This is a genomic window from Bradyrhizobium brasilense (assembly GCF_029714345.1).
Taxonomy (GTDB): domain Bacteria; phylum Pseudomonadota; class Alphaproteobacteria; order Rhizobiales; family Xanthobacteraceae; genus Bradyrhizobium; species Bradyrhizobium australafricanum.
In genome coordinates, this window is record NZ_CP121669.1 from 4,564,146 (window position 1) to 4,583,217 (window position 19,072).

Consider the following 19,072-nt stretch of genomic DNA (forward strand, 5'->3'; position numbering starts at 1 on the left):
GCAACCCGAGGGGAATTTGCTATGGCCTATAACATCGTCACCATCGTCGGCAGCATCCGCAAACAGAGCTTCTCGCTCAAGATCGCCAATGCGCTGGCCAAGCTCGCACCGGCGTCGCTGAAGCTCGATGTGACGACGCTTCAGGAAATTTCCTTCTTCAACCAGGACCTCGAGGCCGCGCCGCCGGCGGACTGGCTCGCCTTCCGCGAGAAGCTGCAGAAGTCGAACGGCGTGCTGTTCGTGACCCCCGAATACAACCGCTCGATCCCGGGCGTGCTGAAGAACGCCATCGACGTCGCCTCGCGGCCCTACGGCAAGAGCTCGTTCATCGGCAAGCCGATCGGCATCATCGGCAATTCGCCCGGACCGCTCGGCGGCGTCAGCGCGGTGAAGCACCTGCAGAACATCCTGCCGGGCATTTCCGGCCCGATCCTCGGTCAGCCGGAAGCCTATCTCAACGGCGTCGGCGATGCCTTCGACGACAACGGCGAACTGACCAAGGAGTCGCTCAAGGGCGTGCTGCAGCAGTATCTCGACGCCTTCGCGGCCTTTATCGAAAAGCAGAACCGCTGAGCAAAGAGTCCCGTTCCGAATGAATCGGAACGGGCTCTGAACTTGTTCTGACGCGTCTTCCTCACGCGAACCGGTATCCACTTCGCTCGAAAACGCTCTGGTTCAGCGTTCGTTAACCCCATGGCCGCATGCTCGCGGCCATGGTTTCCCGCACACGCCTCAAATCGATTCTGACCGGGCTCGCCCTCTATACGCTGGCGGCGCTGATGGTCGGCTATTTCGGCGTCAACGCCTACACCGGCAAATACGGCTTGAACGCGCGGCAGGAGCTCGATCAGGAGATCATCGCGCTGACCTCCGAGCTGGCGCGGCTGAAGAAGGAGCGGGCCGAGGGCGAGCAGCGGGTGTCGCTGCTGCGGTCGGACCGGGTCGATCCCGACATGCTGGACGAGCGTGCGCGCTTCCAGCTCGACTACGCCAATCCGCGTGATCTCGTTCGGATCAACAAGTAACTGACGACGCGTTCTCAAATTTCAAAATCATTCGCGCGCTATCACAAAAATGTCGCGCTGCGCTGCAGTGCGGCATAGCAAAATTCCATCGGGCGAACGCAATCCTTCCAAGGCGATTTGAGTTGGGTTAGAGAGGGTTCTCCGACTTCTCTCACCCGGAATTGCCATGGCCGCACCCAAGAAAAGCGTCGCAAAAGAATCAGGGCAGGAGAAGGCCGGCTCTCCCCCCGAATTCACCAAAGAGCAGGAGCTCAAGGCACTGCGGGACATGCTCCTGATCCGGCGCTTCGAGGAGAAGGCCGGTCAACTCTACGGCATGGGTGCGATCGGCGGGTTCTGCCATCTCTATATCGGCCAGGAAGCGGTCGTGGTCGGCATGCAGATGGCGCTGAAGCCGGGCGACGAGGTCATAACCGGCTACCGGGACCACGGCCACATGCTGGCCTGCGACATGGAAGCCAAGGGCGTGATGGCCGAATTGACCGGACGCCGCGGCGGCTATTCCCGCGGCAAGGGCGGCTCCATGCACATGTTCAGCAAGGAGAAGCATTTCTACGGCGGTCACGGGATCGTGGGCGCGCAGGTCTCGCTCGGCACCGGCCTTGCGTTCGCCAACCGCTATCGCGGCAACGATAACGTCAGCGTGACCTATTTCGGCGACGGCGCGGCCAACCAGGGCCAGGTCTATGAAAGCTTCAACATGGCGGAGCTGTGGAAGCTGCCGGTGATCTATGTGATCGAGAACAACCGCTATGCGATGGGCACCTCGGTGTCGCGCGCATCGGCCCAGCAGGATTTCTCCAAGCGCGGCGCCTCCTTCAACATTCCGGGCAAGCAGGTCGACGGCATGGACGTGCGCGCCGTCAAGGCCGCCGCCGATGAGGCCGTGGCCTGGTGCCGCGGCGGCAACGGTCCGATGATTCTGGAGATGCAGACCTACCGCTACCGCGGCCATTCGATGTCCGATCCGGCGAAGTACCGCACGCGCGAGGAGGTCGAGAAGGTGCGTCACGACCAGGACCCGATCGAGCAGGTGCGCAACCGCTTGCTGGCCTCGGGCGCCAGCGAGCAGGACCTGAAGGCGATCGACGCCCAGGTGCGCGAGATCGTCAACGAGGCCGCAGACTTCGCGCAGCACGATCCGGAGCCGGATCCGGCCGAGCTCTACACCGACATCTACCGCTGACCCCACCGCGCAGACGAATTTCAAGACCGATTTCGGGAGCCGATATGCCCATTCAAGTGCTGATGCCTGCGCTGTCGCCCACCATGGAGAAGGGCAACCTCGCCAAATGGCTGAAAAAGGAAGGCGAGACCATCAAGTCCGGTGACGTCATCGCCGAGATCGAGACCGACAAGGCGACGATGGAGGTCGAGGCAACCGACGAGGGCACGCTCGGCAAGATCCTGATTCCGGAAGGCACCGCGGACGTTGCGGTGAACACGCCGATCGCCACCATTCTCGTCGACGGCGAAAGCGCCGCCGACCTCGCCAAGGCGCCGGCGGCACCAGTGCCGCAGCCGAAGCCCGCCGAGGCCGCGCCTGCCGAAGCCAAGGCGGAAGCGCCGCAGCCCGCGGCGAAGACGCCGGCCGCGCCTGCGACCGAGCCGCTGCCCGATCCGGAAATCCCCGCGGGGACCGAGATGGTCACGCAGACCATTCGCGAGGCGCTGCGCGATGCGATGGCCGAGGAGATGCGCCGCGACGGCGACGTCTTCATCATGGGCGAGGAGGTCGCGGAATATCAGGGCGCCTACAAGGTGACGCAGGGCCTGTTGCAGGAATTCGGCGCCCGCCGCGTGATCGATACGCCGATCACCGAGCACGGCTTTGCCGGCGTCGGCGTCGGCGCGGCGATGGCGGGCTTGAAGCCGATCGTCGAGTTCATGACCTTCAACTTCGCCATGCAGGCGATCGACCAGATCATCAACTCCGCCGCCAAGACGCTCTATATGTCCGGCGGCCAGATGGGATGCTCGATCGTGTTCCGCGGCCCGAACGGTGCCGCTGCGCGCGTCGCCGCGCAGCACAGCCAGGACTATGCGGCGTGGTACTCGCAGATCCCGGGCCTCAAGGTGATCGCGCCGTATTCGGCCGCCGATTACAAGGGCCTGCTCAAGGCCGCGATCCGCGATCCCAATCCGGTGATCTTCCTCGAGAACGAGGTGCTGTACGGCCACACCGGCGAGGTGCCGAAGCTGGCTGATTTCGTGGTGCCGATCGGCAAGGCGCGGATCGCCCGCGCCGGCAAGGACGTCACCATCGTCTCCTGGGCCATGGGCATGTCCTATGCGCTGAAGGCTGCCGACGAACTCGCCAAGGAAGGCATCGAGGCCGAGGTCGTCGATCTCCGCACCATCCGTCCGATGGACACCGAGACCATCATCAACTCGGTCAAGAAGACCGGCCGCGCGGTGACGGTGGAGGAGGGCTGGCAGCAGAGCGGCGTCGGCTCCGAGGTCGCGTCGCGTATCATGGAGCACGCCTTCGACTATCTCGACGCGCCGGTGGCGCGCGTCTCCGGCAAGGACGTGCCGATGCCTTACGCTGCCAATCTCGAAAAGCTCGCTCTGCCCTCCGTCGCCGAGGTGGTCGCCGCCGCCAAGGCCGTATCCTACCGGTAACGCCGATGGCCGGTCCCAAGGAGCAGCCGCTGCCGCCTGACGTGATGGGCCGCGACGACGCCATCGAGGTGCTGCGCGCCTTCGTCGTCGACGGCGGCCTGTCGATCGCGTTCCAGCGCGCTTTCGAGGAGCCGGACATGTGGGGGCTGATGCTGGTCGACATCGCCCGCCATGCCGCGCGCGCCTACGCGCGCGAGAGCGAATACACCGAGGACGAGGCGCTCGCGCGCATCGTCGAGATGTTCGAAGCCGAAATCGCCCGGCCGACCGACATGGGCCAAACCAAACCGCGGTCGCAACAAGGTCACTGACAATGCCGATCAATATTCTCATGCCCGCGCTGTCGCCGACGATGGAAAAGGGCAACCTCGCCAAGTGGCTCAAGAAAGAGGGCGACAAGGTCAAGTCCGGCGACGTGATCGCGGAGATCGAGACCGACAAGGCGACGATGGAAGTCGAGGCGGTCGATGAAGGCACGATCGCCAAGATCCTGGTGCCCGAAGGCACCCAGGACGTGCCGGTCAACGACGTCATCGCTGTCATGGCCGGCGACGGCGAGGATGTGAAGGCGGCAGCCAGCGCCGGAGCGGGCGCCGCACCGGCCGCCAAACCCGCCGAGGCGCCGAAGCCCGCTACCCAGGCCGCGCCTGCGGCGGCTCCCGCACCGGCGGCGGCGCCTGCGCCGAAGCCGGCCGCAGCGCCGGCAGCGGCGCCTCAGGCCGCTGCACCAGCCGCGCAAGCCAACGGCCACGCCCGGGTGTTCTCATCGCCCCTGGCGCGCCGGTTGGCAAAGGAAGCCGGCATCGATCTTATCCGCATCACCGGCACCGGCCCGCATGGCCGCGTCATCGCGCGCGACGTCGACGAGGCCAAGTCCGGCAAGGGCCTGAAGGCGCCGGCGGCAGCGCCCGCCGCGGGACCGAGCATCGCGCCGTCAATGTCGGACAAGCAGATCCTCGCGCTGTTCGAGCCGGGCTCCTACGAGGTGGTGCCGCATGACGGCATGCGCCGCACCATCGCGCAGCGTCTCACCGCCTCGGTGCAGAACGTCCCGCACTTCTATCTCACCATCGACTGCGACATCGGCAAGTTGCTCGCCGCGCGCGAGGAGATCAACGCCGCAGCGCCGAAGGACAAGGAGAAGAAGCCGCTCTACAAGATCTCGGTCAACGACTTCGTCATCAAGGCGATGGCGGTCGCGTTGCAAAAGATTCCGAACTGCAACGTCAGCTGGACCGAAGGCGGCATGCTCAAGCACAAGCATTCCGACGTCGGCGTCGCGGTGGCGATGCCGGGCGGCCTGATCACGCCGATCATCCGCAAGGCCGAGACCAAGACGCTCTCGACCATCTCCAACGAGATGAAGGATTTTGCCGCCCGCGCCCGGGCCCGCAAGCTGAAGCCGGAGGAATATCAGGGCGGCACCACCGCGGTCTCCAACCTCGGCATGTACGGCATCAACCACTTCACCGCCGTGATCAATCCGCCGCATGCCTCGATCCTCGCCGTCGGCACCTCGGAGGAGCGTCCGGTGGTGCGCGGCGGCAAGATCGAGATCGCGCACATGATGAGCGTGACCCTGTCGTGCGATCACCGTGCGATCGACGGCGCGCTCGGTGCCGAGCTGATCGGCGCCTTCAAGCAGCTGATCGAAAACCCCGTGATGATGATGGTGTGACGGGCATCCGCCATGTACGCGATCGTCGGTCCGTACGTCCTGCTCGCCGCCATCGCCGTCGCGTTGCTCGTCGCGGTCAACCGCGACCTGATATCGACGATCCAGTTCAGGATCATGATGATCGGCGCCGCGGTGCTGGCGCTGGCGTGGTCCGTGTTCCTCGGTGCGGTATGGCGGGAGTACGGATGAATGGCCAGCATGGCTCGCACGCGCTGGCCCTGGATCTCGCTGTTGCTGTCGGCCGCACTGGTGCTCAATCCGGTCGGATTGGATCTTCTACACTCCGCGTTCTTCGCCGGCGAGCAGCTGGCGCGGAACATCGCCCAGCCGATCGTGCTGACGGCCCTGGCCATCATGGCCCTGGTGATCGGACTCGAATGGCTGGTCAGGTCATTGATCGCAAGAAGCCGCGCCCGCGGCGTCACACGTTGAGTTGAACGGGAGCCGCCATGGCCGACACATCCTTTGACGTCATCATCATCGGCTCCGGCCCCGGCGGCTACGTGACCGCGATCCGCGCCGCGCAGCTCGGCCTCAAGACCGCGATCGTCGAGAAATCCTATCTCGGCGGCATCTGCCTGAACTGGGGCTGCATTCCGACCAAAGCGCTGCTGCGCTCCGCCGAGATCTATCACTACATGCAGCACGCCAAGGATTACGGGTTGTCGGCCGACAACGTCTCGTTCGATCCGAAGGCGGTGGTGCAGCGCTCGCGCGGCGTCTCGAAGCGCCTCAATGACGGCGTCGGCTTCCTGATGAAGAAGAACAAGGTCACGGTGATCTGGGGCGAGGCCACGATCGACGCGCCCGGCAAGATCACGGTGAAGAAGTCGGCGGTCGAGGCGCCGAAGGGCGCCAGCGGCGAGGGCAGCTATCAGGCCAAGCACATCATCGTGGCGACCGGCGCGCGGCCGCGCGTGCTGCCCGGGCTCGAGCCCGACAAGAAGCTGATCTGGACCTATTTCGAGGCGATGGTGCCGGAGCGGATGCCGAAGTCGCTGCTGGTGGTCGGCTCCGGCGCGATCGGCATCGAGTTCGCCTCGTTCTTCCACACCATGGGCGCCGACGTCACCGTGGTCGAGGTGCTGCCGCAGATTCTCCCGGTCGAGGATGCGGAAATCGCAGGGCTCGCCCGCAAGCGGTTTGAGAAGATGGGGATCAAGATACTCACCTCGACCAAGGTGACAAAGCTCGAGAAGAAGGCCGACAGCGTGGTTGCGACCATCGACGACGGCAAGGAGAAGCCGCAAGCGGTGGAGTTCGAGCGCGTGATTTCGGCGGTCGGCGTGGTCGGCAATATCGAGAATCTTGGGCTGGAGAAGCTTGGCGTCAAAACCGATCGCGGCTGCATCGTGATCGACGGCCTCGGCAAGACCAACGTTCCCGGCATCTATGCGATCGGCGACGTCGCGGGACCGCCGATGCTCGCGCACAAGGCCGAGCATGAGGGCGTGATCTGCATCGAGGCGATCAAGGGCCTGCATCCGCATCCGATGGACAAGCTGATGATCCCGGGCTGCACCTACTGCAACCCGCAGGTCGCCTCCGTCGGCCTCACCGAGGCCAAGGCCAAGGAAGACGGCCGCGAGATCCGGGTCGGCCGCTTCCCGTTCGTCGGCAACGGCAAGGCGATCGCGCTCGGCGAGGACCAGGGCCTCGTCAAGGTGGTGTTCGACAAGAAGACCGGGCAGCTGCTCGGCGCGCACATGATCGGCGCCGAGGTCACCGAGCTGATCCAGGGCTATGTGGTGGCGATGAATCTGGAGACCACGGAAGAGGAATTGATGCACACTGTCTTCCCGCATCCGACCTTGTCGGAAATGATGAAGGAAGCAGTGCTCGATGCCTACGGGCGGGTGCTGAATATCTGAGGCTGAGGACGGCGGCCACGGTCCCGTCATCCTGAGGAGCGCGGAGCGCGTCTCGAAGGATGCACGGCCCGGAGCGAGCAGCGGGGCTCGTCGCCCTTCGCGACGGCCGCTGCGCGGCCTCCTCAGGGTGACGGGTCCGACAAAACGAATTCGCAAAGAAAAAGGAAAGAGCGCATCTCGTGAAAGACAACGACAACCTCACCATCGAACGCCCGACCTTTGTCACCCATCTCGAATGCGCGATGGAGGGCGATCACTATCCCGCGGACCAGGTGCACAACCTCTCCAAGGCCGGCAAGCCGCTGCTGGTCCGCTATGACCTCGCCGGGGTGAAGAAGGCGCTCACCAAAGACGCGCTGGCCGAGCGCCCCGCCGATCTGTGGCGCTACCGCGAGCTGCTGCCGGTGCGCAAATGCAAGGACATCGTCTCGCTCGGCGAGGTCACGACACCGCTGATCCGGCTGCCGCGGCTCGGCGCCAGGCTTGGCGGCGGCGAGATCATTGTGAAAGATGAGGGGCGGCTGCCGACCGGCTCGTTCAAGGCACGCGGCCTCGTGATGGCGGTGTCGATGGGCAAGGCGCTCGGCATCAAGCACATGGCGATGCCGACCAACGGCAATGCCGGCGCGGCGCTGGCGGCCTACGCGACCTCCTGCGGCATCAAGACCACGATCTTCTGCCCGGCGGACACGCCGGAGGTGAATGTCAGCGAGATCGAGCTGCAGGGCGCCACCGTCTATCGCGTCAACGGCTATATCGATGACTGCGGCAAGATCGTCGGCGAGGGCAAGGCGAAGGTCGGCTGGTTCGATACCTCGACCCTGAAGGAGCCGTACCGGATCGAGGGCAAGAAGACGATGGGGCTTGAACTTGCCGAGCAGCTCGGCTGGGACGTGCCCGACGTGATCTTCTACCCGACCGGCGGCGGCACCGGCCTGATCGGCATGTGGAAGGCGTTCGACGAGCTCGAGAAGATCGGCTTCATCGGTTCGAAGCGGCCGCGTATGGTCGCGGTGCAGGCCTCCGGCTGCGCGCCGATGGTGCGGGCCTATGAGGCCGGCACCGAACACGCCGCGCGCTGGGAGGACGCCCACACCATCGCCTCGGGCATCCGCGTACCGCAGGCGATCGGCGACTTCCTCATTTTGCGCGCGGTGCGCGAGAGCAAGGGCTTTGCGATCGCCGTCGACGACGACAAGATCAGCGTTGCCCTCAACGAGGTCGCGCGCGAGGAGGGGCTGCTGCTGTGCCCCGAGGGCGCCGCGACCTATGCCGCCTACAAGGAGAGCCTCGCCGACGGCCGCGTCAGCAAGAGCGACCGCGTGATGCTGTTCAACTGCGCCAGCGGCCTGAAATACCCGCTGCCGCCGATCACCCGCACGCTCGACCGGCACAAGCCGATCGACTTCTCGCAGTTCTGACGCCTCATCCGAAGGGCCATCTTGTCGAGAGGTGGCCCTTCAAAAATAATTGGAAACAAGAAAATTGAGGGAGAGCGTGATGCGGAAGCTGGTTCTGGCCGTATTGGCGATGTTGGCGTTGACGGGGATCGTTTCCGCGGAAACCTATCCCGCGCACCCGATCACCATCGTGGTGCCGTTTGCTGCCGGCGGCCCCTCGGATGCGATGGCGCGCATCCTCGGCGAGCGCATGAAGCAGTCGCTGGGCGAGGTGCTTCTGATCGAGAACGTGACCGGGGCGGGCGGCTCGATCGGCGTCGGCCGTGCGGTGCGCTCGGCGCCCGACGGCTACACCATCTCGTTCGGCCATCTCGGCACCCATGTCGCCAACGGCGCGATCTACAAGCTCGGCTACGACCTCGTCACCGATCTCGAGCCGGTGGTGCTGCTGCCGAGCAACCCGATGATCATCGTCAGCAAGAACGCCGTGCCGGCGAAATCGCTGAAGGAATTGCTGGAGTGGCTGAAGTCGCGGCCGGCGCCGCCGACCGCGGGCACCGCCGGCGCCGGCAGCGGCAGCCATATCGCCGGGCTCTATTTCGAGAACGTCTCCGGCATCAAGTTGCAATATGTGCCGTATCGCGGCACCGGGCCGGCGCTGAACGACCTCGTCGCCGGCCAGATCGACATCATCGTCGACCAGACCTCGAACTCGATCAACCAGGTCCGCGCCGGCAATATCCGCGCCTATGCGGTCACCGATTCCAAGCGGGTCGCGAATGCGCCCGACGTCCCGACGGTCGACGAGGCCGGCCTGCCGGGCTTCCACATGACGCTGTGGTCCGGTCTCTGGGTGCCGAAGGGTACCCCGAAGGAGATCGTGGCCAAGCTCAATGCCGCGGCGGTCGAGGCGATGGCCAATCCGGCCGTGCAGAAGCAGCTCGAAAATTTGGGCTTGCAGATGCCGCCGAAGGACCAGCTCACGCCGGATGCACTCGGCGCCTGGCAGAAGGCGGAAATCGCGAAGTGGTGGCCGATGATCAAGGCCGCCAACGTGAAGGTGGATTGAAACTTGTCATCCCGGCCGCGCGCAATTGCGCGCTAGGCCGGGACGACGTTATTGCGACGGCATTGCCTCAGCCGGCGCCGCGTTGCTCTCCTGCGTCACGACGCGCTCGCCGTTCTTGGCCACTGCCGTGTCGGCGTCCTCGAACCGCGCCTGGTAGACCGCGAAATTCTCCATCACGCGCTGCACGTAGTTGCGCGTCTCGGAGATCGGGATCCGCTCCACCCAGTCGACCGGATCGACCTTGGGATCGCGCGGGTCGCCGTAGGCCTTGATCCAGTCGCGGACGCGGCCGCGGCCGGCGTTGTAGCCGGCAAAGGTCATGATGTGGCAGTTGCGATATTCCGACAGCAGCGCGCTCAATTCGGCTGCGCCCATCTGGGTGTTGTAGACCGGATCGGACACCATCCGGCTCCAGTCATAGCTGACGCCGAAGCGCTTGGCGGTGTCGCGGCCGGCTTCCGGCGTCACCTGCATCAGGCCGACGGCGTTGGCCGCCGACTTGTCGCGCTGGTCGAACGCGCTTTCGGTCCGCGCGATCGAGTACGTCATGCTGCGCCCGATATCGGGCGCGATCGGCGTGTGCTTGGGAATGCCGATCACCGGGAAAGCATAATGGTCGAAGGCAAAGCCGCGCGCGAGCGCGATCTTGCCGATCTGCAGCATGGCGCGGGCATCGTTGCGGCGGCCGGTCAGCTCGCCGAGCGCCTCGAGCATCCCGACATCGGTGCTTTCCTCGGCGAGGTCGGCGGCGAAATAGAGTACGACGTCGGGCTCGCCGATCGCATAGAGCATATCGGCGGCGCGGACCCGCTCGTCGGCCGCCATGCTGCCGGCGCTGGCGGCCGGCGAGGGCGCGCGCAGCTCGACGCCACCATCACGGCCGAGCTTGGCCAGCGCGAGCTGACCGTAATAGGCCGTCGGGTAGCGCGCGGCGGCCTGGTAGTCGGCCTGCATCGCCGCGGAATTGCCGAGAGCCTCTGCGGCGCGGCCACGCCAATAGGCGGCGCGCGCCAGCACGGTCGGGTTGGTCTGGCCCTCGTCGATATGCGCGAAGTGCGCCGCGGCGGCCTTGGCGTCGTTGAGATAACGCAGCGCGATCCAGCCGCGCATGAAGTGCATGTCGGAGCGGTAATAAGGATTGTCCGGCGCAGCCGCGGGCCGGATCACGTCATAGGCCGCCTGGTACTCGCCCTGGTCGAGCAGCTTGCGGGACAGGATGCGGCGCTCGCGCCACCACTGGTCGGTGTCCTGCTGCGCCATCGTCTCGGGCTCAGCCGCGATCGTCACGCGCGCGGCTTCGTCGACCTTGTTCTTCGCAAGCAGCCACTGAATTCGGCACAGCGTGTAGCCGAGATCGCGGCGGGCATCGGCCGGCACATCGTTGAGTGTGTCCTCTGCCTTGCTGGATTGTCCGCGGACCGCGCCGCAGGCTTTCACGATCGCCAGATCGTCGCTGCCGAGTCGCTGCGCCGCGCGCCTCGCGCCGGCGAGATCCTTGGCGCCGATCCGCTTGTCCATGCGCGCGCGATGGTCGTCGCGCGTCAGCAGGTCCTTGAAGGCATCATAGGCGTCGCTCTCGGAGCGATCGGACAGATCCTCCGAGCGCCAGGCTTCGCGCACCAGCCGGGTGGCGCCGTCGCGGTCGCCTTCGGCCAGCAGCGTGCGGGCGAGCGCGAACTTGCCCTTGGCGCTGATCGGCTGATCGAGGGTGAAGCCGTGCACCGTGGCCGGATCGCTGCGCTCCTGCCAGATCCGCGCTTCGGCGCGCTTACGCAACAGCGTGACGCTAGGCCAATCCGGATTGGCCGTCACGAATGCCGCATAGCGGCTGAACGGCGCGCTCGATTCCGAGTGGCGCAGCAGATACCACTCGACGAGTTTTCGCCCGACCGGGTCGGTGATCCTGGCCTGGATGTCGGTCGCGTCGCTGGTCCTGCCTCTGCGCGCGGCGAGGATCGCATCCCTGATCGTGGCGAGATCGCCCGACAATTGCGGCCCGGCGGGTTTCTCCGGCTCGGGCGCCTTCTCGGCGGATTTGGAAGGAGCGGATTTGGCCTTCGCGGATTTGCGTTTATCGGCGCCATGTCTGGCGTGCCGCCGCTTGCCGGAGGCACTCTCGCGCGCGGCCTTGCCGCCATGCGCCTTCTTGTCCCCGTGGCCGCTTTTGGCCTGGTGCTGGTGATGCGGCTTGGCGGTCGCCTGGACCGGAAGCAGCGCGAGCGCGGCGGCTGTGGCGAAGCACGCCAGCGGACGTAGGCAACGGTTCATTCCCTGGTCCCCCCTGAGAAACCATGAGGCACAACAGAACGCGTCATACGGCGGCACAACCGCCGCAGATTATCACTACCCTCGATTCTCGAGTCTTAATGCAGCTGCAACTCAACAGGGAAAACGCGGCGAAATATGGAATATGGCGTGTGGAACCCGCGGGAACCGGGGTTTTTACGGCGGAAACGGACGGCCGCACCGTGCTTTGACCGGTTCCGCGTGAGTTGTATCGTCGTCGCGAGCGCACGTGGGGGCTGCCGATGTCACTGCCACATCACTTTTCTCGAGCCGGTGCGTCATGACGGCTCGCCTCAGAACGATCCTGGACGGCGGCCGCTATTTCGAAGGCCCGCGCTGGCATCGCGGGCGGCTCTGGTTCGTCGATTGCATGGCGCGGGCGCTTCTGAGCATCAGCTCGTCGGGCGAGTTGCAGGAGCATGCTGCGCTGACCGGCGACACGCCGTGTGGTCTCGGCGTCCTGCCTGATGGCGACATCGTCGTGCTGACGATGTTCAGGAAGCGGCTGCTGCGGCTTTCCGATGGAGCGCTGTCGATCTATGCCGATCTCTCCGAGGTCGCGACCGGCACGATCGACGACATGATCATCGACGGGCAGGGACGCGCCTATGTCGGCGATCTCGGCTTCGACCTGCCGCCGCCGGAGCGCCGCGGTGCGGTCGGCCGGATTATCCTCGTGACGCCCGACGGCAGTGCGCGCGTCGTCGCGGAAGGCTTGCGGTTTCCCAACGGCATTGCCGTTTCCTCCGACCATCGCCGGCTCGTCGTTGCCGAAATGGATGGCGCAGGTCTCGCCGAATACGACATCGCGCCGGACGGCGGCCTGAGCCTGCGCGGGCGGTTCGGCAGCATCAACGATCCCGACGGCATCTGCCTCGATACCGACGGGGCGACCTGGGTCGCGTCTTTCACGGAAGATGCTTTTGTCCGGATCGATCGCACCGGTGTGGAGCGCGAGCGCATCACGGTGTCCAGCCGCCGCGCACTTGCCTGCGCGCTCGGTGGCGCGGACCGCAGGACGCTGTTCTGCCTGAGCGCGGAGACGTCCTACGAGGAGCTACGCAAGGGCAGGTCCGCGTCGCGGATCGATGTGGTCGAGGTCGGTACGCCGGGTGATGGCTATCCCTGACCCGACCGCAGGCGCGTCTCACTTCTTCTTTTTCTTCTCTTTCTTCTTCAGGATATCGGCCTGGCTCCTGAAGGCGCGGGCGAGGGAGCGCATCTGGTTGGCGACAATTGTGTCGGCGGTCGTCAATGCAACCCGCTCCGCGGTCTGCGCCTGCCTGCGAATTGCCTTGGCCATTTTCATGAAGGAACCAATCGCGCCGCGTCGCTCTGGTTCCTGCACGCGCGACGGCGGCTTGAAGCCATCTCGCGGCCTTGAGTTCTGTTCTTGTTTCGTTCATATTGGCGCGCTCCGGGGGAGGGCCGCCATGGACGCCGAGCGAGACCGCGAAATCATCAGGCTGTGGAACGAGCTCCGCCGGCTGCAGCGCGAGGGGCGCCCGACGGCGTTGCTGGTCCGCCGGATCGAGAGGGCGCTCGCGGAACGCGAGCAGGAGGCCGCCTGAAGCTCCGGTCCTGCCGCGTCCCCTCTGCGCGACAACGGTCTAGCGCCCGCCGTCCGGCCCCATGATCAGATTCGGCAGCCAGGTCGAGATCTCCGGAAAGAAGCAGAGCAACAGCACTGCGAACATCATCAGCAGCACGAATGGCAGCGTGCCCCAGATCACCTCGCTCAGCGGGATGTCGGGCGCGACGTTGCGGATGACGAAGATGTTGAGGCCGACCGGCGGATGGATCAGGCCCATCTCCATCACGATGGTCATGACGACGCCGAACCAGATGATGTCGAACTCGGCCGCGCGCAGCGGCGGCAGGATGATCGGCGCGGTCATCAGGATGATCGAGACCGGCGGCAGGAAGAAGCCGAGCACGATCACCATCACGAGGATCGCAAACAAGAGCTCCCAGCGCGGCAGGTGCATCGCGACGATCGCCTCCGCCGCCGACTGCGAGATGTGCAGGTAGCTCATCACATAGGAATAGAGCAGCGACATGCCGATGATCAGCATCAGCATGGTGGACTCGCGGATGGTCGATTTCAGGATCGGCGACAGGTCGCTGGGTGTCCACACGCTGTAGATCACGGCGATCAGCCCGAGCGCCAGGAGGCCGCCGAGGCCGGCGGTTTCCGATGGCGTGGCGTAGCCGCCATAGAGCGCGATCATCACGCCGGTCAGCAGCAGCACGAACGGGATCACGCGCGGCAGCGCGCTGAAGCGCTCGGCCATGGTGAATTCATCGTGCTGCAGGATCGCCGCGTCCTTGCCGGTCGCGTCATAGACGGTGCGGGCCATGGCGTATTCCTTGCGGAAGCGGAACACGGCGTAGAGGCCGAACAGCGTCACCAGCAGCAGGCCGGGGCCGATGCCGGCGAGAAACAGCCGTCCCAGGGATTTCTCCGCTGCGACGGCGAACAGGATCATCGTGATCGAGGGCGGCAGCAGGATGCCGAGCGTGCCGCCGGCGGCGATGATCCCCGCGGCAAAGCCGCCGGAATAGCCGCGCTTGCGCATCTCCGGAATGCCGGCCGAACCGATCGCCGAGCAGGTCGCCGGCGAGGAGCCGGCCATCGCCGCGAACAGGGCGCAGGCGAACACATTGGCGACACCGAGGCCGCCAGGCACGCGGTGCAGCCAGGCGTGCAGCGCCGAATAGAGATCCTGGCCGGCGCGCGATTTGCCGATCGCCGCGCCCTTCAGGATGAACAGCGGGATCGACAGCAGCGTGATCGAGGCCATCTCCTCGTAGACGTTCTGCGTCACCGTATCGAGCGAGGCCGCCGGCATGAAGATCGCCATGAACACGACCGCGACCGCACCGAGCGCGAACGCGATCGGCATGCCGGAGAACATCGCAAACAGGGTGGCAAGTCCGTAGGAGATACCAATACCAAACACGGTCATCGGCGCGCGCCACCCGTCAGCGGAATGATGATTTGCAGGAGGATCTGCAGGCAGAGCAGCGTCATGCCCAGCGCCATCAGCACGTAGGGGATGGCGAGCGGCGGCGACCACATCGAGTTGGACACCTGGCCGTCGACATAGGCTTCATGCGCCAGGGTCCAGGACTTCCAGGCGAAGAAGGCACAGAACGCGAAGCTCGCGACATCGACCAGCCACAGCCTGATGGCGTTAGCGCGGGCCGAGAGCAGCCCGACGAACGCCTCGATGCTGACATGGCCGCGCTGGCTCTGCACATAGGCCGAGGTCATGAAGGTGGCGCCGACCAGGAGGAAGACGGCCGCCTCGTCCTGCCAGTAGTTCGGGCTGTGGAACAGGGCGCGGCCGAGCACGCTGTAGCTCAGGATCACGCAGGCCGCGACCAGGGCGAGCGCGGCGAACACCACGATGATGTTGTTGCAGATCGACAGCGCGCGCCCAAGCAAGGCCACGGGCGTGTTGCCCGCGGCGATGCTTGCGGTTTCTGCCTGATCCGCGACCGGACCATGGATCATGCGGCGACGTCGCTAGCGAGCTTCAGCAGGTTGGCGGCGGTGGCGGTCTTGGCGCCATAGTCCTTCCACGCGGTATCGCGCGCGATGTCGCGCCACTTGCCGACAATGGTCGCATCGAGGGCGCTGACCTTGGCACCGGCCTTCTCATAGACCTTGGCGACTTCGGTATCGTCGTCCTGCGCCCCCTTGCGGCCGAACGCCTCGAGCTCGGTGCCGACGGCGAGGATGATGTCCTGCTGGTTCTTCGGCAGCTTGTCGAAGATCGCCTTCGACATCATCAACGGCTCCAGCATGAACCAGTAGGAGGCGCCGGCGCCCGAGGTCAGCGACTTCGCGACCTCCTCGAGGCGGAACGAGATCAGGCTGGTGGAGGAGGTGATGCCGGCGTCGCAGGCGCCGGTCTGCATCGCGGCGTAGAGCTCGTTCGACGGCACCGAGAGCACGGCGGCGCCGGCGGTCTGCAGCACCATGTCCATCTCGCGCGAGCCGCCGCGCACCTTGAGGCCCTTGGCATCTTCAGGCGCCACGATCGCCCTGGAGCGGCTGGCGACGCCGCCGGCCTGCCAGACCCAGGAGATCAGCAGAATGCCCTTGTCGGCGAGGAAGTCGCTCAAGGCCTTGCCGACCGGCTCCTTCTTCCAGCGCAGGCCCTGATCGTAGGTGGTGACGAGGCCCGGCATCAGGCCGATATTGGTCTCCGGCAATTCGCCGCCGGCATAGGGCATCGGATACAGGCTGAGGTCGAGCGCGCCCTTGCGCATCGCCGAGAACTGCGCGTTGGTCTTGATCAGCGACGAGTTCGGATAGACCTCGGCGGTCAGCTCGCCGCCCGAGCGCTTGGCGACCTCGGCCGCGAACATCCTGCACAGCCGGTCGCGGAAGTCGCCCTTGTCGATGGTGCCGCCGGGGAACTGGTGCGAGATCTTCAGCGTGGTCGCGGCATGCGCGGTCCCGATGCCCATCCGCAGGACGGCGGGTGCGGCGAGGGCGGAAGCGAGGACGTGGCGGCGTGTAAGCATTGTTCTCCCCTGAGAGCTTCTTGAGTGGCTGTTAGGCCGGCGCGGAGCTTTAGCTTAGCCGGTCTTCGCGTGAATATTCTCTAGTCTGATAGTTCGAGGCGCCCTGATAGTGCGAGCCGATACGGGGCTGCAAGTCCTGACGTTCAAGTCCTGACGTTCAAGTCCTGACGTTCAAGCCTTGCCGTTGCTGCGGCGCACACAATCGTGCGCCGGCCCGTGGCTATTCAACCGTCGCGCGACCATCCGTCGGTGATCGCGCCGCGCCGCTTCAAGAATTTGTTATTGGAGGTAACGACGGCCGGCGCAAGTGCGTCGAGTAGAGAGCGGCAAGTCGTCGCGCTCACATTCGACCACACAAGGGATCATCACCATGACCACCAAGACCCGCCTCGGCCTTTCCGCCGCGCTGCTCTCGTTCAGCCTGGCGCTGGCGCCCGCCGCCTTCGCTCAGGACAAGATGGGCAAGGATGACGCGATGAAGAAGGAAGACTCGATGTCCAAGGATGCCATGAAGAAGGACGGTGGCATGATGAAGAAGGACGATGCCATGAAGAAGGACGGCGGCGCGATGATGAAGAAAGACGACGGCATGAAGAAGAACTGACTGCCGTCATCGCCCGCTGTCCGCAGGCCCGCCGCTCTGGCGGGCCTGGTTGCGCCTTAGCGCTTCTTCTTGCCGCGCTCCTTGCGTGCCGCGTAGCGGGCATCGCGTTTGGCCTTCTGCTCGGCGAGCAGCGCCTCCTCGCGGGCGGCTTCCTCTTCCTTCTCGCGCGCAATGCGGGCGGCGTCGGCGGCGGCGGCCTCTTCCTCGCGGCGCTTCTGCTCGGCCTTTTCGGCCTCACGGGCCTCCTTGGCCTTGGTGCGGCGTTCGGCGATCGCCGCGCGCTCCTCGGCACGTGCCTTCACAGCGGGATCGTCAGCTCCCGGCTGGGCGCGAAACTTGTTGAGGAGGTTTTGCCGCGCCTGCAGGGCCGCTTTCTGGCGGTCGGCAAAACCCGGTTCCTTGAAGCCACTCATAGAGGAAGCCTTGCTGCTTTCTGTTCGGGTGATGGATGGGGTTGGTTCGGCGTTTCAATAAGTGAATGGCGACGAAATTGCCAGTGGTGAACGGAGGGCTGTGGAGCAAGGGAGATATGAGCCAGCGTCAAGCGGCCATCGTTCGCCCCGCGGACGCGTGGTGAGTGGCTGGTCACCAAGGGCTGTTGAACAAGGGCTGTTGAAAAGTTCAGCCGCGCTGGAGGTGCTCGCGTCGTCCGTTACCCAGGACCTTGGCGACCGTCTCGGCGGTCATTGCGCTCCGGTCCGAGGCGCGCTGGGCTTCCAGCCTGTCGCGCGCCTTTTCGACGATCAGTAGGCTGATCAGCCGCTGCCTGCTGCTCTCATCGACAGCCTCCGAGAGCAACTGCCTGTAACGCTGATAGTCGTACGTCGTCGCTTCCTGTTCGCTCATCGGCACGCCCCGCATACGCGCTCCACTTCAACGAGTAGTCTTTCGCGAGTCGCCCCTGGCGCGCAACGGAATTGCGGTGCCGACGGCCGCGGCCGTGCATTTCGTTGCGCGACTGTTGCAGAATTGATCGCACGCAACCATGCAAAGGGTCATGATGCGGACCGTGGCAACCGGGAACCGAAGCGGGCATGAGCGAATCCGACGACGGAGGCAGCAGAAGGGGCGCGCTGATCGGACTGCTGGTCGCAGCGGTCATGCTCGCGGTCGGCCTCTGGCTCGCGCATGACCTGACGGCGGCGAGCAAGATGCAGGACTGCCTGATGTCGGGCCGGACCAACTGTAATGTGATCGAGCCGGCGCACTGACCCCGTCTTGCGGCAGTGCAATATCGATCCCACATCAAGCCCAAAGACTCGGGCTGAACTGTTTGATCCCGGTTGTGATTCCGATCACACGCGGACAGGCGGGCTGCCTCGTCTCCTGAAGATGGCGGGAACCAAGGCCATGATGTCCAAGCTGCGGTCCGGAAAGGGCGCGGCGCTGGCTGCCGCAGGCGCGGCGGGTGCCGTTTTGGTGGCGTATCTATCCCTGACACTGGCGTCGCCCGAGCCGGTGTCCAATGCGGCGCTCGGGCCGGAATGGCAATGCAGCCGGGTTGCTTTCGTGCTGACCACCTGCACCAGGGGGACCGAGGCGGAAGCTGAGGCTGAGGCTGAGGCCAAGCCGCAGGGCGAGGTCAGAGCGATCCCGGTGCGGGCGAAGGACGATTGTCCGCCAGAACTCTAGCGGCCGTATTTCAAGTCATTTCTTGGTGGTACTGCGCGGCTTGATCGACAGGCCGAGGCGCATCGCCATCTTCTTGATCCGCTCCGGCGAGCGGCCGGTCGCCTTGACGACCTCCTCCAGCGACTTCGAGGAGCGTGCCAGTTCCATCAGTCGTCGGTCCTCCTTGAACGACCACCGCGGCTTTCGGGCCATCTTGTTGGTTTCCTTGTGCATTGCTGGGCAACAAAGCCGCCAGGCGGGGTCGCCTGACGGCCTTGCCGGTGTGGGCCCGGACCTTGGGGAAATGTCCGGTGGATAAGCAATACTGCTTCCGAATAAGGCCGCAATTGAAACCGGAATTTAA

Annotated in this window: 24 protein-coding genes; 16 read left to right on the top strand and 8 right to left on the bottom strand. The window is 65.3% G+C overall.

Annotated elements, in window-relative coordinates; genetic code table 11:
- Positions 1–21 precede the first annotated feature (21 nt).
- The 11 genes from QA635_RS21435 (at position 22) to QA635_RS21485 (ending at position 9,668) form a co-directional block, all read left to right on the top strand.
- A complete protein-coding gene (locus tag QA635_RS21435; protein ID WP_028339709.1) occupies positions 22–573 on the top strand; it encodes an NADPH-dependent FMN reductase in 552 nt (183 codons plus the stop codon).
- 140 nt (positions 574–713) lie between these two features.
- Positions 714–1,025, top strand: coding sequence for an FtsB family cell division protein (locus QA635_RS21440; protein WP_028334062.1), 312 nt, complete (start codon positions 714–716; stop codon positions 1,023–1,025).
- A 166-nt stretch (positions 1,026–1,191) separates the two neighbouring features.
- Positions 1,192–2,211: a pyruvate dehydrogenase (acetyl-transferring) E1 component subunit alpha gene (gene pdhA / locus QA635_RS21445; RefSeq protein ID WP_057016533.1), complete on the top strand. Its 1,020-nt coding sequence runs from the start codon at positions 1,192–1,194 to the stop codon at positions 2,209–2,211.
- A gap of 44 nt (positions 2,212–2,255) precedes the next feature.
- Positions 2,256–3,650 (top strand): pyruvate dehydrogenase complex E1 component subunit beta, encoded by a 1,395-nt coding sequence (locus tag QA635_RS21450; RefSeq protein WP_283061347.1) that lies wholly within the window; start codon positions 2,256–2,258, stop codon positions 3,648–3,650.
- 5 nt (positions 3,651–3,655) lie between these two features.
- Entirely contained in the window at positions 3,656–3,961 is a 306-nt protein-coding gene (locus QA635_RS21455; RefSeq protein ID WP_018271806.1) for a DUF5076 domain-containing protein, read from the top strand.
- A 2-nt stretch (positions 3,962–3,963) separates the two neighbouring features.
- Positions 3,964–5,328 carry a pyruvate dehydrogenase complex dihydrolipoamide acetyltransferase gene (locus QA635_RS21460; RefSeq protein ID WP_283061348.1) on the top strand — a complete coding sequence of 455 codons (1,365 nt, stop codon included), beginning with the start codon at positions 3,964–3,966 and terminating at the stop codon, positions 5,326–5,328.
- A 12-nt stretch (positions 5,329–5,340) separates the two neighbouring features.
- Positions 5,341–5,517, top strand: a complete 177-nt coding sequence (locus QA635_RS21465) for a hypothetical protein (protein WP_168858567.1) — start codon at positions 5,341–5,343, stop codon at positions 5,515–5,517.
- Positions 5,518–5,760: a hypothetical protein gene (locus QA635_RS21470; protein ID WP_283061349.1), complete on the top strand. Its 243-nt coding sequence runs from the start codon at positions 5,518–5,520 to the stop codon at positions 5,758–5,760.
- 17 nt (positions 5,761–5,777) lie between these two features.
- Entirely contained in the window at positions 5,778–7,199 is a 1,422-nt protein-coding gene (gene lpdA / locus QA635_RS21475; protein ID WP_283061351.1) for a dihydrolipoyl dehydrogenase, read from the top strand.
- Positions 7,200–7,378: 179 nt separating this feature from the next.
- Positions 7,379–8,620, top strand: a complete 1,242-nt coding sequence (locus tag QA635_RS21480; RefSeq protein ID WP_283061352.1) for a threonine synthase — start codon at positions 7,379–7,381, stop codon at positions 8,618–8,620.
- A 79-nt stretch (positions 8,621–8,699) separates the two neighbouring features.
- On the top strand, positions 8,700–9,668 hold the full coding sequence (locus QA635_RS21485) for a tripartite tricarboxylate transporter substrate binding protein BugD (RefSeq protein ID WP_283061353.1): 969 nt from the start codon (positions 8,700–8,702) through the stop codon (positions 9,666–9,668).
- 48 nt (positions 9,669–9,716) lie between these two features.
- Here the strand turns inward: QA635_RS21485 and QA635_RS21490 are convergent, their stop codons facing one another.
- Positions 9,717–11,936, bottom strand: coding sequence for a lytic transglycosylase domain-containing protein (locus tag QA635_RS21490; protein WP_283061354.1), 2,220 nt, complete (start codon positions 11,934–11,936; stop codon positions 9,717–9,719).
- Between the two features lie 298 nt (positions 11,937–12,234).
- Here QA635_RS21490 and QA635_RS21495 point away from each other — a divergent pair, with 298 nt between their 5' ends.
- Positions 12,235–13,083 (top strand): SMP-30/gluconolactonase/LRE family protein, encoded by an 849-nt coding sequence (locus QA635_RS21495; protein WP_283061355.1) that lies wholly within the window; start codon positions 12,235–12,237, stop codon positions 13,081–13,083.
- Between the two features lie 18 nt (positions 13,084–13,101).
- Here QA635_RS21495 and QA635_RS21500 read toward each other — a convergent pair whose 3' ends face one another.
- Entirely contained in the window at positions 13,102–13,302 is a 201-nt protein-coding gene (locus tag QA635_RS21500; RefSeq protein WP_283061356.1) for a hypothetical protein, read from the bottom strand.
- Positions 13,303–13,387: 85 nt separating this feature from the next.
- On the opposite strand from QA635_RS21500, the gene QA635_RS21505 reads away from it, so the two are divergent.
- The gene (locus QA635_RS21505; RefSeq protein ID WP_283061357.1) at positions 13,388–13,525 is read left to right on the top strand and encodes a hypothetical protein; all 138 of its coding nucleotides are present in this window, start codon (positions 13,388–13,390) and stop codon (positions 13,523–13,525) included.
- Between the two features lie 39 nt (positions 13,526–13,564).
- On the opposite strand, the gene QA635_RS21510 is transcribed toward QA635_RS21505, so the two are convergent.
- Genes QA635_RS21510 through dctP form a run of 3 tightly spaced genes read right to left on the bottom strand, consistent with a single transcriptional unit; the run spans position 13,565 to position 16,493 of the window.
- Positions 13,565–14,923 (bottom strand): TRAP transporter large permease, encoded by a 1,359-nt coding sequence (locus tag QA635_RS21510; RefSeq protein ID WP_283061358.1) that lies wholly within the window; start codon positions 14,921–14,923, stop codon positions 13,565–13,567.
- Entirely contained in the window at positions 14,920–15,474 is a 555-nt protein-coding gene (locus QA635_RS21515; RefSeq protein WP_283061359.1) for a TRAP transporter small permease, read from the bottom strand. The genes QA635_RS21510 and QA635_RS21515 overlap by 4 nt, the downstream gene beginning before the upstream one ends.
- Complete coding sequence (gene dctP / locus QA635_RS21520) at positions 15,471–16,493, bottom strand: TRAP transporter substrate-binding protein DctP (RefSeq protein ID WP_057016540.1); 1,023 nt, start codon at positions 16,491–16,493, stop codon at positions 15,471–15,473. The genes QA635_RS21515 and dctP overlap by 4 nt, the downstream gene beginning before the upstream one ends.
- Before the next feature lie 370 nt (positions 16,494–16,863).
- On the opposite strand from dctP, the gene QA635_RS21525 reads away from it, so the two are divergent.
- Entirely contained in the window at positions 16,864–17,097 is a 234-nt protein-coding gene (locus tag QA635_RS21525; RefSeq protein WP_092083897.1) for a pentapeptide MXKDX repeat protein, read from the top strand.
- Positions 17,098–17,153: 56 nt separating this feature from the next.
- On the opposite strand, the gene QA635_RS21530 is transcribed toward QA635_RS21525, so the two are convergent.
- Both QA635_RS21530 and QA635_RS21535 read right to left on the bottom strand, forming a co-directional pair.
- Entirely contained in the window at positions 17,154–17,510 is a 357-nt protein-coding gene (locus QA635_RS21530; RefSeq protein WP_225161949.1) for a DUF6481 family protein, read from the bottom strand.
- Positions 17,511–17,718: 208 nt separating this feature from the next.
- Positions 17,719–17,943 (bottom strand): hypothetical protein, encoded by a 225-nt coding sequence (locus QA635_RS21535; protein ID WP_225161950.1) that lies wholly within the window; start codon positions 17,941–17,943, stop codon positions 17,719–17,721.
- A 188-nt stretch (positions 17,944–18,131) separates the two neighbouring features.
- Between QA635_RS21535 and QA635_RS21540 the strand changes: the two genes are divergently transcribed.
- Together QA635_RS21540 and QA635_RS21545 are read left to right on the top strand one after the other, a co-directional pair.
- Positions 18,132–18,308, top strand: coding sequence for a hypothetical protein (locus tag QA635_RS21540; RefSeq protein ID WP_283061361.1), 177 nt, complete (start codon positions 18,132–18,134; stop codon positions 18,306–18,308).
- 139 nt (positions 18,309–18,447) lie between these two features.
- The gene (locus QA635_RS21545; protein WP_283061362.1) at positions 18,448–18,729 is read left to right on the top strand and encodes a hypothetical protein; all 282 of its coding nucleotides are present in this window, start codon (positions 18,448–18,450) and stop codon (positions 18,727–18,729) included.
- 15 nt (positions 18,730–18,744) lie between these two features.
- On the opposite strand, the gene QA635_RS21550 is transcribed toward QA635_RS21545, so the two are convergent.
- On the bottom strand, positions 18,745–18,921 hold the full coding sequence (locus QA635_RS21550; RefSeq protein ID WP_166205288.1) for a hypothetical protein: 177 nt from the start codon (positions 18,919–18,921) through the stop codon (positions 18,745–18,747).
- Positions 18,922–19,072 lie beyond the last annotated feature (151 nt).

What these genes read in the sequence shown, in the direction of transcription:
- QA635_RS21435 (WP_028339709.1), top strand. Translation starts at nt 22, where the DNA reads ATGGCCTATAACATCGTCACCATCGTCGGCAGCATCCGCAAACAGAGC.
- QA635_RS21440 (WP_028334062.1), top strand. Translation starts at nt 714, where the DNA reads ATGGTTTCCCGCACACGCCTCAAATCGATTCTGACCGGGCTCGCCCTC.
- pdhA (WP_057016533.1), top strand. Translation starts at nt 1,192, where the DNA reads ATGGCCGCACCCAAGAAAAGCGTCGCAAAAGAATCAGGGCAGGAGAAG.
- QA635_RS21450 (WP_283061347.1), top strand. Translation starts at nt 2,256, where the DNA reads ATGCCCATTCAAGTGCTGATGCCTGCGCTGTCGCCCACCATGGAGAAG.
- QA635_RS21455 (WP_018271806.1), top strand. Translation starts at nt 3,656, where the DNA reads ATGGCCGGTCCCAAGGAGCAGCCGCTGCCGCCTGACGTGATGGGCCGC.
- QA635_RS21460 (WP_283061348.1), top strand. Translation starts at nt 3,964, where the DNA reads ATGCCGATCAATATTCTCATGCCCGCGCTGTCGCCGACGATGGAAAAG.
- QA635_RS21465 (WP_168858567.1), top strand. Translation starts at nt 5,341, where the DNA reads ATGTACGCGATCGTCGGTCCGTACGTCCTGCTCGCCGCCATCGCCGTC.
- QA635_RS21470 (WP_283061349.1), top strand. Translation starts at nt 5,518, where the DNA reads ATGGCCAGCATGGCTCGCACGCGCTGGCCCTGGATCTCGCTGTTGCTG.
- lpdA (WP_283061351.1), top strand. Translation starts at nt 5,778, where the DNA reads ATGGCCGACACATCCTTTGACGTCATCATCATCGGCTCCGGCCCCGGC.
- QA635_RS21485 (WP_283061353.1), top strand. Translation starts at nt 8,700, where the DNA reads ATGCGGAAGCTGGTTCTGGCCGTATTGGCGATGTTGGCGTTGACGGGG.
- QA635_RS21490 (WP_283061354.1), bottom strand. Translation starts at nt 11,936, where the DNA reads ATGAACCGTTGCCTACGTCCGCTGGCGTGCTTCGCCACAGCCGCCGCG.
- QA635_RS21495 (WP_283061355.1), top strand. Translation starts at nt 12,235, where the DNA reads ATGACGGCTCGCCTCAGAACGATCCTGGACGGCGGCCGCTATTTCGAA.
- QA635_RS21505 (WP_283061357.1), top strand. Translation starts at nt 13,388, where the DNA reads ATGGACGCCGAGCGAGACCGCGAAATCATCAGGCTGTGGAACGAGCTC.
- QA635_RS21510 (WP_283061358.1), bottom strand. Translation starts at nt 14,923, where the DNA reads ATGACCGTGTTTGGTATTGGTATCTCCTACGGACTTGCCACCCTGTTT.
- QA635_RS21515 (WP_283061359.1), bottom strand. Translation starts at nt 15,474, where the DNA reads ATGATCCATGGTCCGGTCGCGGATCAGGCAGAAACCGCAAGCATCGCC.
- dctP (WP_057016540.1), bottom strand. Translation starts at nt 16,493, where the DNA reads ATGCTTACACGCCGCCACGTCCTCGCTTCCGCCCTCGCCGCACCCGCC.
- QA635_RS21525 (WP_092083897.1), top strand. Translation starts at nt 16,864, where the DNA reads ATGACCACCAAGACCCGCCTCGGCCTTTCCGCCGCGCTGCTCTCGTTC.
- QA635_RS21530 (WP_225161949.1), bottom strand. Translation starts at nt 17,510, where the DNA reads ATGAGTGGCTTCAAGGAACCGGGTTTTGCCGACCGCCAGAAAGCGGCC.
- QA635_RS21535 (WP_225161950.1), bottom strand. Translation starts at nt 17,943, where the DNA reads ATGAGCGAACAGGAAGCGACGACGTACGACTATCAGCGTTACAGGCAG.
- QA635_RS21540 (WP_283061361.1), top strand. Translation starts at nt 18,132, where the DNA reads ATGAGCGAATCCGACGACGGAGGCAGCAGAAGGGGCGCGCTGATCGGA.
- QA635_RS21545 (WP_283061362.1), top strand. Translation starts at nt 18,448, where the DNA reads ATGATGTCCAAGCTGCGGTCCGGAAAGGGCGCGGCGCTGGCTGCCGCA.
- QA635_RS21550 (WP_166205288.1), bottom strand. Translation starts at nt 18,921, where the DNA reads ATGGCCCGAAAGCCGCGGTGGTCGTTCAAGGAGGACCGACGACTGATG.